Genomic DNA, 14,398 nt, shown 5'->3' on the forward strand with positions numbered 1-14,398 from the left:
GTCGGCCACGAAGGAGATCCCGGTGACACTCGACATCATGATGCCGTTCTACGGTCGTGTCGACCATTTTCAGGCTGCGGTGCGCAGCGTGCTCGCGCAGGTCGACCCGGACTGGCGGCTCGTGGTGATCGACGACCACGACCCCGACGAAACGGCCGGCCGGTGGCTGCGGGGGCTGGCAGACCCCAGAATCATCTACCGCCGTAATCCGATCAATCTAGGCATCAACGCGAACTTCCAGGCATCCATCGACCTGGCCGAGAACGAGTGGCTGACAATCTTCGGCTGCGACGACGTGATGCTCCCCGACTATGTCGGCCGGATCACCCAGCTGATCCAGGAGCATCCGACGGTGGCCTTCATCCACCCCGGCACACGCGTCATCGACGAGCACGGGCAGGTCAGCACACCCCTCATCGACCGGGTCAAGTCCCTGTACCGGCCCCGGTTCCACGGTTCACTCGAACTCGCCGGGGAGCCGCTCGCGGTGAGCATCACCCGAGGGAACTGGATGAACTTCCCGGCGATCGCCTGGAACCGCTCCGCGGTCACGGCGGTCGGCTTCCGGCCGGATTTCAGCATTGTGCAGGATCTCGGGCTTGCCCTCGACCTCGCCGTGCGTGGCGGGAGCCTACTGCTCGACGACCAGGTCGTCTTCGAGTACCGTCGCCACGCGTCCAGCGTCTCGTCCTGGCGGGCGGCCGACGGAAGCCGCTTCGCCGAGGAACAGGGCTTCTTCCGCGGCCTCGCGGTCGAGTTCAACGGCCACGGCTGGCTTCGTGCGGCGCGAGCCGCACGCCTGCACCTGTCGTCCCGAGTGAACGCACTGACCCGAATCCCGGACGCCGTGAGGGCCCGGCGCAGCGACGGCATCCGGATTCTGCTGCGTCACGCCCTCGGACTCACCGTCGCCGCGACGCCCAGAGACTAGGGCGTAACCACCCGGTAGATCGAGAGGCTGGACTTCGGCAGGTCAAAGGTGCGAACCGGGGACAGGCAGTCCAGATCGAGGCGTTTGTCGTCGGCGAGCACGTAGCCGACCTCAGCCTGGGCGAAGGTGGAACAGGCATCGAAGCTCACGCTGATCTGATCGGCGGCGGGATTGGCAACGACCGGTTCGCCCGGCCCGGCCACCCAGCTCACGCCCGCCAGCCGGTTCCATTGCAGCGTGTACACACCGGCTGGATCGATGGCGCCCCACATTCCGGCAGAGGGCGCGCCCTGAAAACCGTTGTAGGCCCGCACCCCGGACTCGAGCAGCATGGCTGTGGTCAGCCCGCCGCCGACGCCAACCCAGGTTTTTGGAGCCGCCTCGTCCAGGGCGACGACAGCCTGGGACACGTCAGTTTCCCGCAGGTCGAAAACGCCGCGGTAGATCGGATTGGTCAGGCCGGAGCCGGCAACGGTCACGATCAGAAACGCGGTCGCGGCGAGTTGTGGCCGGCGCCGAGCGACGAAGTAGATAGCCGCGGCCGACAGCAGCGCCCAGAGCCACCACAGCTGCACCGGCTCCAGCATGCCTGGCAGCCGTCGCCAGGCCAGGGCGCCGATTGCAAGCTGGGAGAGCAGGAAGGCGATCGCAGCGGCTCCGGCCAGCCACTTGCCGGCCCGCGCCCGCTTCTGGTCGAGGTAGGCGATGACGTAGGCGACCAGGGCGATGGAGGCCAGCCCCATCCCGAGTCGTACCCGATTCGGCGTGGTCTTGTCGAGCAGCAGCAGCCGAGCGATCGCATCCCAGCCGGGCAGGTAGAGATACGCCAACAGCACCGACACGGATGTGGCGAGGCCGATCATCGCCCAGGGAAGGGTTTTGTGCATCCTCGCCTCCCTGGCGATGATCCAGACGACGACAGGAATCAGGAAGATGCCCAGATAGAAGAACGTCGCGGCCTCGGACGAATTGCCACCGAGAAAACCAGCCCGCTGCTCATTCAAGGCCTGGGTGAACGAGGAGCCAACGGCGGAGGCGAAACTCAACGGCCCGTTCCCGCCTGTAGGGGTTGACCGGTTCCCCGGATACGCGGTGCCCAGAAAAGCCTGAACCGTTGACAGTTTGGTGGCCAGCCACACCACCGCCACGACGGATGCCGCCGCGCCACCGACGAGGACCGGGACAACGCGTGCCAGCGTCGCCCGCCACCTCGCGCCCCGGCGCAGTTGTTCGATCATCAGGGCAATCCCGAAGAACAAGACCACAACGGCGGCCGGCACGATGAACGGAACGTAGATTCCCATCGCCATCACGACGGTTAGGTAGGCCACGAGGGCGGAGAAGTTCCAGCGGGACCGTCGCGATGGGCTCCGGAATGCCCAGACCAGAGCCGTCATGGTGACAAGCGCCCAAACGGCCGGCCAGAGTGTGGTCGAGAGGTACCACCATTGGAACAACGGGCTGAAGAAGAATCCGACCGCAAGCAGCGCCGACACCCCGGGTCGGCGCGGGATGACGGTGAGCAGGAATGCGTACGCTGCGGCTGCGAGAGCAAGCCCGGGCAGCCACCACTTGAAAGCTATGGCGTGGTCGACGTCCATCAGCATGAAGCCCCAGAGGTGAGGCCTGAAGGCGACGGACCAGTCCACCCTGGGGAGGTCCTGCGGCAGGGTCGCGTCCATGCCGCCCGGAAAGGTCCCGTTGGTGAGCGGCAGGCCCTGCTCGACCTGGGCGATGGCCCATACCGTCTGCACGTTCCATTCGTCGGAGCGGGTGGCCTGCGGGTGGCCGGCGATCAGGTCCGGGTCGGCGCCGTACGACACCTGGCTGAAGAATACGCCGGATGACGAACCGTTGATTCCGAGCGTGACGAGCACGATGCCGAGGATCAGCAGCAGTGCGGGGAATGCGAGCAGGATTCGTAGTCGCGGCAGGCCGTAGGGACCTGGGTCGATTGCGCGACGATAAGCGTCCCGCCCTGCACGGTATCTGGAGCCCCAACCGACGGCACGCATTCGAGTGTTGTTCACCACGAACCTTTCAAATCCCTGTGCGGGACTCCCCCACGTCGAAGCCCGACCCCTGCCACGGCGCGGACTTGCTTTCTCAAAATAAAGGATCACAAACGCTAGAGCGGCTGAACCAAATCCCGCAGAACGTCTTGGGGCCCCAGACCGAACCGCGCGTATCCACCGGTGCGCCACTGACGGAGAACCGGGAGCACGCGGCGGAGCCGGGCGCTCGGCAGGGCGCTGCGGGCGCGCTCGTGCGCGGCCTTCGCCGTGATCAGTCGAAGGTACGAGTCGACCGGAACCGGCATCAGGCCCAGTGCGCGTTCATCCAGCGCCTCGGCCCGGGCCAGCAGACGCGAGTTGCGTAGCGTGCGCGGCGTCCGCAGCCTGGACAGTCGGCCGGCGGCATCCAGACTGGTTACGCCGATCTGGTTGCCGCCGTGTTGCCGGTAGTCGACCAGGGCGTCGTCTAGGAAATCCATGGTCCCCGTCGCCGCGGCGACGATCGCCAGCCATTCGTCGTGCACCCACGCTGCCGGGAATGGACGGGCCCGCCCGACGAGTTCACGGCGCAGCATCACGGTGGCGCCGGTGACAATGTTGCGGCGCAGCAGGATGTCGAAGGCGTGTCCCGCGTGCACTGCGGCCCGGTCCGCGGCGGAGACCCCCAGGGTGGCGAGCAGGGTGCGGCCTATCGGCCGGCCGGTCTCATCGACGAGTCGGGCATCCGTATGGAGCAGTTGCAGGCCGGGGCGAGCCTGGAACTCGGCGGCCAGCAGGGCCAGCCGTTCCGGGGGCCACACGTCGTCCTGGTCGCTGAGCGCGATCAGCTCGCCCGTGCAGACAGCGAGCGCCTGCTCGAAGTTCGCGGTGACGCCCAGCGGCGCCGGGTTGCGGATGACGTGCAGGGTCACGGGCTGCCCCGGATGTTCGCCCTGCCACGCTGCGACAATGCGGTCCACCGCCGCCGGGGTGCCGTCAGTGGAGCCGTCGTCGGAAACGACGATCTCACTCGCTTGGAGCGTCTGGTCAAGGATGCTGCGCAGCTGCTCCTCGATGAACTCAGAGCCGTTGTAGGTGCAGAGCGCCACGGACACGCGCGGCATGGATGCCGCGGGCCCACTCGAACCGGAACCGGTTGAATGAGTCATCAGCGACGCTCACGATCGAGGGCGTGCAGGACGCTGGAGGCCGGAAGCTGCTGTGTAAACACGTTGTGTTCGCTGCCCCCGATCAGGGCGCTGCTGGTCTCGGCGATATGGGTCCCGTTAAGGGACGGCACAGAGTTCGAGAGTTCTATGACTTCGGTGGCTGTCATGCGTGGGGCGAGTCCTGTCATTGCTAGTCTCCCGCCATCGTACAGAGTGCGCTGACCTGGGGTGAGCGCGAAGTGTCTGCTGGGATCGGCGATTTCCGCAACAGATGTGCCGCACTGTGCATCGCAAATATGGTTGCGAAGACCTTCGAACCGTCTGTCTTCACCACCTCGGTAGACTCACTGTTATGCCGCTTCTTCTCGACACACTCGTTGTGATGCCCGCTTTCAATGAGGAGGAAGCCGTCGCTGCGGTCATCAAGGAGGTGCTGTCAACTCTTCCAGGTGTGCGCTGCCTCGTCGTTAACGATGGATCGACCGACCGAACCGCGCAGGTTGCCCGGGAGGCAGGGGCAACTGTTCTCACTCTTCCCTTCAATCTCGGCGTCGGCGGTGCGATGCGTCTCGGCTTCCAATACGCGGTGGAGAACGGGTTCGAACGCGTTGTTCAGATAGACGCGGATGGACAGCACAACCCGAGCAACGTCCCAAACCTTCTCGCCCAGCTCGAAAACGCTGACATCGTCATCGGGGCACGGTTCGCTGGCACCGGCGACTACGATGTCACGGGGCCGCGAAAATGGGCGATGAAGATTCTCGCCACAATCATCAGTCGCATCGCGAGGACACGCCTGACGGATGTCACATCCGGTTTCAAGGCCGCTGGCCCACGTGCTGTGCGCCTTTTCGCCGTCAATTACCCGGCCGAGTACCTCGGTGACACGATCGAATCCCTTGTCCTGGCATCACGCGGTGGGTGCACGGTCGTGCAAGTGCCCGTCGCGATGCGCCCTCGAGCCGGCGGCGTTCCGTCCCAGAATCCCATGAAGTCCGCGGTTTACCTGGGACGAGCGGCGATGGCGCTTGTCATAGCGCTTTGGCGCACTCCAATTTCCGTGAGAGGTTAAGGCGCGCCAATGAATCCTGTCTCCTACGCATTCGCGATCGCCGCAGCCGCGATCGCCTTGCTCGCCATCATCGAGATGCTGCGGCGCCAAAGATTTCGCGAGCGGCACGCATTCTGGTGGCTGCTTGCAGCCATCCTGTCCCTCGTCGTCAGCATTTTTCCCAGCACCTTGGAGTGGGCATCTTCAGTCGTAGGTGTCGAAGTTCCCAGCAACCTCGCCTTCTTCATCAGCATCGTCATCCTGTTCTTCGTGACCGTCCAACATAGTTCAGAGCTCACAACGCTTGAGGAGAAAACCCGTGTCCTCGCGGAACACGTCGCCCTGGTGGAACAACGTCTCTCGGTCCTGACCGACAGTGTTGAACGATCCTCGCAGCCGTCAGAATCGATAAAATGATTGGGGAAGTGTAGGGGGTGGGAATGCTCGATTTCGACGCCGGAAAAAGCCTGGAGGGGAGTAATCGATCCCCTGTCCCCTCCCGATTGCAATTGTTCGTCAATCACAGCGCCATGCGCTATCTGGTGATCGGCGGCGCTAGCTTCTTAATCGATTTCGGATTGCTGGCATTGTTCTTTCAGGCGTTCGCTTGGCCGCTCTGGCTGGCGACGGGTGCTGCATTCCTGATTAGCTTCGTCTTTAACTACTTACTGCAGCGCGCATTCTCGTTTAGTTCACAGGCAACGCACGCGACCGCCCTCAGCAAGTATCTTTTTCTGCTCGCTTTTAACACTGCGGCAACCATCGGCATCGTTTGGCTGATAGATATGACCGGCTGGGGCTGGGGCGCAGGAAAGGTCGTTGCAACAATCATTACGACTGGCTGGAACTATTTTGTCTACCGATATTGGGTTTTCGCTATCCCAAAAGCCTAGCTAGCGGCCCTCAACTACCCTTGTGCCATCCGGGGGCGCTGTAGGCCAGGTAGGTCAGTCGGGCGAGTTCCCGTCGGGATTTTGTGATTCCGTCCAGGATCATTCCGACGAATCCGATGAACGCTCCCACAATCACCAGAGTTGAGGCGAGAAGGGCTGTGGGAAGACGCGGCACGAGTCCTGTGTCGAAGAACTCGAGGAGCACAGGCGCACCGAGAACAACGGCGCCGACAATCACGAGGCCTGCCAGCACACCGTGGAAGACGAGCGGACGTTCATGCCTGGTCAGGTTGACGATCAAGCCGAGGATCTTGAACCCGTCCCTGAAGGTATTCAATTTGCTTTCACTGCCCTCCGGGCGATCACGAAAGCCAACTTTCACCTCGGTCTGGGGAACGCGGAGGCTCATCGAGTGAACCGTAAGTTCGGTCTCGATTTCGAACTCGTGCGACACGGCAGGAAACGACTTGACGAAACGGCGCGAGAATACACGGTAGCCACTGAGCATGTCGGTGACCCTGAGGCCGAAGATCGCGCTGACCAAGGCGTTGAAGGCCCGGTTGCCGGCGGAGTGACCTGGCCGGTAAGCCGATGTCGACGACTCTTCGCGCACTCCTAGGATCTGGTCATAGGGGCCATTAAGAAGTTGCTCGACCATGCCGGGTGCGGCCGTTACGTCGTAGGTATCGTCTCCGTCGATCAGCAGGTAGACGTCGGCTTCGATATCAGCAAAAGCCCGTCGCACGACGTTTCCCTTGCCCTTGATGTCCTCGTGGCGAACAATCGCACCGGCTTTCAGCGCCAGCTCCACTGTTCGGTCCGTGCTGACGTTGTCATAGACATAGACCTCGGCGTCAGGCAACGCCAGAAACAGGTCGGTGACCACCTTGGTGATTGCCGCTTCCTCGTTGTGGCACGGGACGATGACGGCAATTTTCACATCGGTGAACAAATTCATCCCTTGCACTCACGATCACTAGATACGTCGAGACCACCTTGGACCGACTTAGACTTACCCCCCGCTAAGGGTACAGAGTATCCGGTTACGGGATTTACCGAGACCGACCGAGAGCAGGGCATCCCCCACCTGGATATGCTGTTTTTCAGGCTTTGCTGGCATTCCACGAGTCTGAGCCATAGCAAGGAGCTTTCCAGTGACGTCTCGGCAGTTGATGGACCACGCCAAAAGAGGAAGCGCCTTCCTGGTCATCGGCGGGGCCGCCTTTCTTATCGATGCGGGCGTCTTCAACGCTCTCGTCTACTGGGGAGAGCGGGGCCCGATGTTCGAGTGGCCTCTCACCGCGAAAATCATCGCCATCGTGGCCGCGTCCGTTGCGACCTACGTCGGAAACCATCTGTGGACCTTCCGAGACCGAAAGACGAAGACCTCAGCCAGAAACATACTCGCCTTCATCGCAATCAACGGTGTGGCGATTCTGGTACAGCTGGGTTGTCTGGCCTTCTCGCGGTATGTTCTCGGCCTGGCAGATCCGGTCTCCGACAACATCTCCGGGACCATCGTGGGCCAGATTCTTGCCACCGTCTTACGGTACTTCTCCTACAACGTTTGGGTGTTCCCGAAGAATCCGGATCTCAGCCCGGCGTGACCCGGTAGATGAAGTGCTGGGATGGCCCCTCAGTGAAGTCGTCGATAAGGACCGCGCATTCCTGATCGAGGGGCACGTCAGTCAATACGTAATCCACGTGCTTCTGACCGAACGAGCTGCAGGAATCGAAGGTAATCCGTATCTGGTCACGCACAGGAGTAGAAACCGAAGGTTCCCCGACCCCTGGCTCCCACCCGACATTGGCGAGGCGGTTCCAAACACCCTCGTACTTCCCCGAAGGATCGATCTCGTCCCACATCTCTTCCGGCGGATAAGTCTGGACCCCATTCATGGCTTCCACACCCGCCTGCACAAGCACGGCCGTCGGAACAACACTGCCGATGCCGACCCAGGTCCCAGGCTCCCTCAAATCTATCTCCTGCACCGCTGTTCCGACCGCTGTCTCATTCAGTCTGAAGACGCCAACGTAAAGCGGGTTGACTCCGAGTCCGATGATTGACGCTGCGAGCAGGAACGCCGCTGACCCCGCTAATAACCGCGCTCTCGTAAAGAGAACCACACAAATCATCAGCAGCAAGGTCGCGATCTTCCAGGATGGTGACAATGCGATGGTATCCGGGGCCGCAGTCCTCAGATAAGCCCAAGGCACGACCACACTCAGTATCACGGCACCGGAAGCCACCCAGCTGACGCTCCACGGCAGGATTCTGACGCGGGCACTTTGTAGGCGCTCTGAAGTAACGACAATGGCGACGATCCCCAGGATCGCCAGACCGAGACGCATACGTGATGCGCTGCTGCGATCCAGAAACATGACATGAGCGAGGCTGTCCCACCCAGGCAAGAACATGAAGGCGAGGATAACCATCGTGCAGGTCACAATCGACACTGCCAGCCAATCGACAACCCGGCTCTCGCTCCATTGTTGCGTGATCAACCAGACGAGAGGAATCACCATAAACAAGGCGATCATGAGCACTGACGAAGCTTCAGACTGGTTAGCGCCCAGACCGTTCACTCCCTGATTAAGGAGGGCTTGGTCGAATGGCCCGCCCATGAGCCCTATCAGCCCCTCAAAGCCGACGGTCCCCGTCTTCTCGAATCTTTGGCCTGGATAGACCGTTCCAAGGAGCGCTTGGATGGTCTCGATCCTTGTCACGATCCAAATGGACAAAACCGCCCCGGCACCGAGACCGGCGGCAATCAAAGGCAGCAGCCGCAACAGGACAGTCTGGAACGATACAGACTGGCTTCTGGCCTCAGAAAGACTGAATCCGATTAGGAAGAAAACGACAACCAGAGCGGCAGGCACAATAAACGGGGCGTAGATCGACATTGCCGTAGCGACGGCCACGTATGCTATCGCCGCTGCCCACCCGACGCGAACCCACAGGGCTGGGTGCCTGAGCATCCACACGGTTCCCGTCATGCCCAGGAACGCGAGCGCGACCGGCCAGATGGTCGTGGGTAGGAACCACCACTGGATGACCGGGGTCAGAAAGAGCGCCCCGCTGAGCAGCGCAGCCGACAGCGGGTGCTTGGGCAGCAGGCTGACCGCGAAGGAGTAACAGGCCCCGACCATCACGAATGCCGGAAGCCACCACCTGACCGCCATACCCTGGTCAAACGGAAGGGCAAGGAGTCCCAGCAGGTGCGGGCGGAAGATAGAGGACCAGTCCATGGTGGGCAGGTCGTTCTGAACGGTAGCGTCCATTCCCCCCGGAAGGGTCTGATTGAAGACGCCGAAGCCCTGCTGGTACTGAGACGCGACCCAACTGGACTGAACGAGCCACTCATCGCTTCGAATCGGTCGCGGCTCCCCCAAGAGCAAGGACGGATCCTGACCGGTGCCGAAATAGGACCAGTACACGCCCGTCGACGAACCGGAAACAGCAAAAGCGACCAGCAGGATGAAGGCGATAAGCAGAAGTGCGGGAAACCACAGCGAAACGAAGAGGCTGGGCAACCCGAACCGGGTCGGTTGAATGAGCCGGGACACCGCCGCCACTGCGGAGACCGTAAGGCGACGCCCTCGCGAGGGCACGACTCCGGACCGAGGTCTCATGTTCAGAGCTCTCACGGCACAATCACGTCGTAACAGGCGAGCAGGGTGTTCCCGCCCTGCCCCACATTGATTCCGAACGCACACACGCTGTGCTTTCCGGGTGCCAGATCAAAACGCTGGTCAATCCCATGGTTATCACCATAACCGGCAAAGATCCGACCAACATCCGGGCGGGCCTTATCCGCCTTGATCGACTGACCCCTGCCATCAATGTAGACGTGCACATCGAGAGGCGAAGCAGTCTCCGGATCAATGGTCCAGCCACGCAACTGCACCCCACCCGGGACCACCGCCACATCCGTGCCTCCGAACGGGCTGCCGGCAGGGACCGTCACGTCGTAGCAGCCGAGCAACGTGTTCCCGCCCTGGCCCACGTTGATGCCGAACGCACATACGCTGTGCTTTCCGGGTGCCAGATCAAAACGCTGATCAATGCCGTGATTATCGCCATAACCGGCAAAGATTCGACCGACATCCGGACGGGCCTTATCAGCCTTGATCGACTGACCTTTGCCGTCGATATAGACGTGCACATCGAGGGCCGAAGCAGTCTCCGGGTCGATGGTCCAGCCACGCAACTGCACCCCACCCGGGAGCACCGCCACATCCGTGCCGCCGAACGGGCTGCCGGCAGGGACCGTCACGTCATAGCAGCCGAGCAGCGTGTTCCCGCCCTGGCCCACATTGATCCCGAACGCACACACGCTGTGCTTCCCGGGTGTCAGATCAAAACGCTGGTCAATCCCGTGATTGTCACCGTAACCAGGATAGGTTCGACCGACATCCGGACGGGCCTTATCCGCCTTGATCGACTGACCTCTGCCGTCGATATAGACGTGCACATCGAGCGGGGCCGCAGTCTCCGGGTCGATGGTCCAGCCACGCAACTGCACTCCACCGGGGGCGACCGCCACCGCCGTGTCGCCGAACGGGCTGGCCTGGATGACCTGGACCGTCCGGCAGCCGAAGGAAGTATTCGAGCCGACGCCGACATTGATGGCATAGACGCAGATTTCGTGCGTGCCCGCATCAAGCGGAACCGTCCGTCCGATTCCGTGGTTGTCGCCGAAACCGGGGTACGCAGCTCCGACGTCAGGACGGGGTAAGTCGGCCGGGAACGAGGCCAGGCCGCGCCCATCGGAGTAGACGTCGATCCGAACGGCACCCGTCGTATCGCGGTCGATGGCCCAGCCGCCGAGAGTGACCGCTCCGAAGACGGGCGTGGCGTCAAAGCCGCCGAACGGGCTTCTGCTTTCCGTGGGCGAACCGAACCAATCACTGAAGAAGATCCAGAAGTTGCGATTGCCGTACGAGGAGCAGGCGTTTCCGGTGCCACCCAGGTTCGCCAGCGCGGCCGCGTTGGGCTGATACGGAGTGTAGTTGTAGAGGTTCGCGGTCGCCTGATTCCGAATTCTGACGTTCGAGCTGCCACAGGCAGCATTGGGGTGGAACCCCACAGGAATCGTGCCGATCCGGTACTGCCGGTCGGGGGCGATCGTGTACTGACGGAACTGCCATGCCGCTTTGTAGACCTGGTTGTAGAAGCCGTAGAAGGCAGCGTCACAATCGCTCGTGTCGGGGCATCCGTAGCCCATGGCTTTTCGGTACGTGCCGTCCGTCGGACTCTTGGAGGTGACAAGCCCCGTTTCTTTCTGCAGCAGGACCAGGAGCGTTTGGGGGTTGATGCCGCACGCCTGGGCAGTCTTGAAGATGATGCTGCTGGCCAGTTCGTTGGCAACACCGACATACGCCTTGCAGTGGCCGGGGGCGACCGCTGCCCGGCTGAAGGTCGAGATCCGGTAGTCCTTCAGACAGGTGTAGCCCGACGAGCACGAGGAGACTTTGCCGTTCAGGAACGTCTGGATCTGGGCTTCGGTCATCGAACCCGCGTCGAAAAACCTCTGATCCGAGATGATGTATCCCGGGTCGAACTCCGACCCGGTCAACGCCTCCGCCCGCTGGGGCACCGCGACCAGGACTGCACCGACCAGCAGGAGGACGAGAGCAACCGCGCAGGCACGGAACGCAACATACAATTTCACGGTTTCCCCCTCATGGCCGACCACAGACGGAGAGACCGCTCACATCGTACGATGCGAACGGTCTCTCACCGGGCCGACACGACCCTGAAGCCGATTCTCAGCCGCGGAGCCTGGTTTCGCGCTTGCGGTCCAAACGGGCTCGGAACCGTTCGATGACTGCTGTCGCCCCACCCTGACGGAAGTAATAGGCCACTCGATCCGCGTCTCGTCGAAGCCCCGTGTGCGGGCTTCGGCGTGCCGTGTCTGTCGACTTGGGCTTCGGCACCGGCCCGGAGCCGCTGTGCACCGGTTCAATCACCTTGTCGGCCGCGTGAACCGGCTGGCGACAGAATTCCACGAGGGGAGCCATGGCGCGTTCCCAGACGAAATCCTGACGCACGCGCTGCACGTTCGCGCGCGCTCTGGCGATTGCGCTCGGGTCGTACAGGTACGTGAGCAGGGCGGCGACCAAGGCGCTCTGGTCGCGCTCCGGGACTGATGCCCCGAGGCCTTCCTTCTCCACGAGGTCTCCGAAAGAGTCACCCTCCGTGGTCACGATCGGGAGGCCGGACCACAGGTAATCGAGGATGCGGGTGCGGAAGGAGAAGGTCGTCTCGACGTGCTGGAAGTGAGTCGATACACCGATGTCTGCGTCGAGCAGATAGTTCTGTCGATCTTCGAACGCGACCCAGGCCTCGTTGAAGAACACGTTCTTGTTCGTCATCCCGAGTTCCTTCGAGAGCAGCCGCGCCTCCGCGACGGCCTCCATCTCGGGCACGTCCGGGTTAGGGTGCTTGACCCCCAGGAAGAAGAGTCGCACGTCCGGGTGTTCCACGGCGATCTCAGCCACAGCACGGATCAGCGTTCCCGGATCGAACCAGTTGTAGATTCCGCCACCCCAGACGATCACCTTGTCGTCGATGCCGATGCCGGGCGTCACGCCGCGGATCGCCGACCGGGACTTCACGGGGTCCGTGCTGGAGATACCGAAGGGCGCCACCGCGATCAGGGAATCAAGTTCGCTGTCCCGTGAGTAGGTCAGTGCGTTGATCCGGCCGAGACCGGCCAGCTGACCGAGCCAGAAGTGGCGCTGTCGTTCGCTGGCGCACAGGAAGAAGTCGCCGATGAGAAGCTGGTGGTTCAACGCATCTGTCGCGTCGTTCACTTGCTTGTTCCACAGTTCGAGGACCTTGCCGCGCCCCTGTTCCAGTTGCTCGAGGTGCAGCGGATCGTAGATGTCGACAACGAGAACCTTCGTCGAGCGTTCCAGAGCAGGGAAGAGCGCGAGCGCATGTCCCTGAACGATGATCACATCCGCCCACTTCTCGTGTTCGATAACGGAACTGGGGCGGTGGTGCGAGATGACTCCGACCTCGAAGGCATCGTCGAGGGAGTCGGCGCGGGTCATGCTGAGCAGGCGCACGTCATGTTCTTCGGACAGGAGCTTGGCGATGTGCCAGGCACGGATCGCCGGGCCGGCCATCTTCTCTCCGACGGAGTCCCCGGTGACGACCAGGATGCGTCGGCGGGCGACCGTGGAGAGCACGTTGAGGCTGCCGACAATTTTCTCGTAGCCGCGGAGGTAGGACTCGATCGGGTACGCTGGTTCGTCGACGTTGCCAAACAGATAGGTCAGTTCCCGGTCCGACCGGACGCGGGTGCTCTGCACACGCTCCCGGGTTGCACTCATCTGCGGTAGGAACTCGACGAGCTGGTCGATCGCGAAGATGCCGGCCATCGTGGACTTGGGCACGGTCATCAGCGGATCGCTATCGTCGCCGGGGACCCTCAGATCGAGCGAAGCCGAGTCGAGTTTGCCGCGGCCGATAGCCCGGCGCACGGCCAGCAGGAGAGCGCCGGGGAACACCCGTGCCAGGGATTCGTCGTCGAGGTTCTTGTACAGCGTGTACAGGGCGTTGCGCTCGAGCAGGTACTCCTCGCGGAAGTTGCCGAACTTGTTCATCGACGCGTGGTGCTTGTGGAAGGCCAGGGATTTGGGCTGAAACCGGAACCGGTAGCCGAGCAGGTTGAGCCGCCAGCCCAGGTCGACGTCATCGTAGAACATGAAGTAGTCGTCGTCGAACCCATCCAGCTCCTCGAAGACGTGAGCCCGGATGAACATCGCGGCGCCCGTGCCGAAGAGCACGTCCTTCTCCTCGTCCCAGGCTCCGCGGTCGGTTTCGCCGGCGTGAGGCTTGTAGCCCATGCCATACCAGGTGACGGCGGCGTCCAGGAAATCGACCTTGTCGCCGTCCCAGTCGAGGACTTTGCTGGCGACAGCGCCGATGTCCTCACCGGTCGCGAAGGTGTTGACGGCTTCCCTAATCCATTCAGCATCCGGTCGTGCGTCGTTGTTGAGGAAGGCGATGAATTCGCCCGTCGCATGCGAGACTCCGAGGTTGCATCCGCCCGTGAAACCGAGGTTGGCCTTGGAATCGATGACCGTCACACCTGGTCTCAACTTCGCCAGACGCTCGAGGCTGTCGTCACCCGAACCGTTCTCCACGACGATGATTTCGAGGAGCTCCGCCGGCCAGTTGAGTTCCTGAAGCCCGCGAACGCACTCGATGGTGTCGTCCGATCCTCGAAAGTTCACGAGGACAACGGAAACCAGACCTGATCGTCTCTTTTTCAAAAATTCACCTTTGCTCGGACAGTTCTTCGGCGTGGAAAGCCTACCAAGCGTTCTCCGGGGTTGGGTTTGGC

11 protein-coding genes are annotated in these 14,398 nt (G+C 62.2%); 5 read left to right on the plus strand and 6 right to left on the minus strand.

Going from position 1 to position 14,398, the window contains the following annotated elements:
• The first annotated feature begins 22 nt into the window (after positions 1–22).
• Positions 23–931: a glycosyltransferase gene (locus CXY79_RS06375; RefSeq protein WP_104100368.1), complete on the plus strand. Its 909-nt coding sequence runs from the start codon at positions 23–25 to the stop codon at positions 929–931.
• On the opposite strand, the gene CXY79_RS06380 is transcribed toward CXY79_RS06375, so the two are convergent.
• Together CXY79_RS06380 and CXY79_RS06385 are read right to left on the minus strand one after the other, a co-directional pair.
• Complete coding sequence (locus CXY79_RS06380) at positions 928–2,961, minus strand: hypothetical protein (protein ID WP_146068098.1); 2,034 nt, start codon at positions 2,959–2,961, stop codon at positions 928–930. The genes CXY79_RS06375 and CXY79_RS06380 overlap by 4 nt on opposite strands.
• Positions 2,962–3,059: 98 nt before the next feature.
• The gene (locus CXY79_RS06385; protein WP_199186731.1) at positions 3,060–4,094 is read right to left on the minus strand and encodes a glycosyltransferase family 2 protein; all 1,035 of its coding nucleotides are present in this window, start codon (positions 4,092–4,094) and stop codon (positions 3,060–3,062) included.
• A 352-nt stretch (positions 4,095–4,446) separates the two neighbouring features.
• Between CXY79_RS06385 and CXY79_RS06390 the strand changes: the two genes are divergently transcribed.
• Genes CXY79_RS06390 through CXY79_RS06400 form a run of 3 tightly spaced genes read left to right on the plus strand, consistent with a single transcriptional unit; the run spans position 4,447 to position 6,038 of the window.
• Positions 4,447–5,166 (plus strand): glycosyltransferase family 2 protein, encoded by a 720-nt coding sequence (locus CXY79_RS06390; RefSeq protein ID WP_104100311.1) that lies wholly within the window; start codon positions 4,447–4,449, stop codon positions 5,164–5,166.
• A 9-nt stretch (positions 5,167–5,175) separates the two neighbouring features.
• Positions 5,176–5,562: a DUF2304 domain-containing protein gene (locus CXY79_RS06395; RefSeq protein ID WP_104100312.1), complete on the plus strand. Its 387-nt coding sequence runs from the start codon at positions 5,176–5,178 to the stop codon at positions 5,560–5,562.
• A gap of 23 nt (positions 5,563–5,585) precedes the next feature.
• Complete coding sequence (locus CXY79_RS06400) at positions 5,586–6,038, plus strand: GtrA family protein (protein WP_104100313.1); 453 nt, start codon at positions 5,586–5,588, stop codon at positions 6,036–6,038.
• A gap of 10 nt (positions 6,039–6,048) precedes the next feature.
• Here the strand turns inward: CXY79_RS06400 and CXY79_RS06405 are convergent, their stop codons facing one another.
• Positions 6,049–6,996 carry a glycosyltransferase family 2 protein gene (locus tag CXY79_RS06405; protein ID WP_104100314.1) on the minus strand — a complete coding sequence of 316 codons (948 nt, stop codon included), beginning with the start codon at positions 6,994–6,996 and terminating at the stop codon, positions 6,049–6,051.
• A 196-nt stretch (positions 6,997–7,192) separates the two neighbouring features.
• Here CXY79_RS06405 and CXY79_RS06410 point away from each other — a divergent pair, with 196 nt between their 5' ends.
• Positions 7,193–7,645 carry a GtrA family protein gene (locus CXY79_RS06410; RefSeq protein WP_233191313.1) on the plus strand — a complete coding sequence of 151 codons (453 nt, stop codon included), beginning with the start codon at positions 7,193–7,195 and terminating at the stop codon, positions 7,643–7,645.
• On the opposite strand, the gene CXY79_RS06415 is transcribed toward CXY79_RS06410, so the two are convergent.
• The 3 genes from CXY79_RS06415 to CXY79_RS06425 form a co-directional block, all read right to left on the minus strand.
• Positions 7,632–9,605 carry a hypothetical protein gene (locus tag CXY79_RS06415; protein ID WP_158250236.1) on the minus strand — a complete coding sequence of 658 codons (1,974 nt, stop codon included), beginning with the start codon at positions 9,603–9,605 and terminating at the stop codon, positions 7,632–7,634. The genes CXY79_RS06410 and CXY79_RS06415 overlap by 14 nt on opposite strands.
• A gap of 77 nt (positions 9,606–9,682) precedes the next feature.
• Positions 9,683–11,707 (minus strand): hypothetical protein, encoded by a 2,025-nt coding sequence (locus tag CXY79_RS06420; protein ID WP_146068100.1) that lies wholly within the window; start codon positions 11,705–11,707, stop codon positions 9,683–9,685.
• A 103-nt stretch (positions 11,708–11,810) separates the two neighbouring features.
• Positions 11,811–14,327, minus strand: a complete 2,517-nt coding sequence (locus tag CXY79_RS06425; RefSeq protein ID WP_104100318.1) for a glycosyltransferase — start codon at positions 14,325–14,327, stop codon at positions 11,811–11,813.
• Positions 14,328–14,398: the final 71 nt, after the last annotated feature.

Source organism: Cryobacterium sp. M96 (genome assembly GCF_002929845.1).
Taxonomy (GTDB): Bacteria; Actinomycetota; Actinomycetes; order Actinomycetales; family Microbacteriaceae; genus Cryobacterium; species Cryobacterium sandaracinum.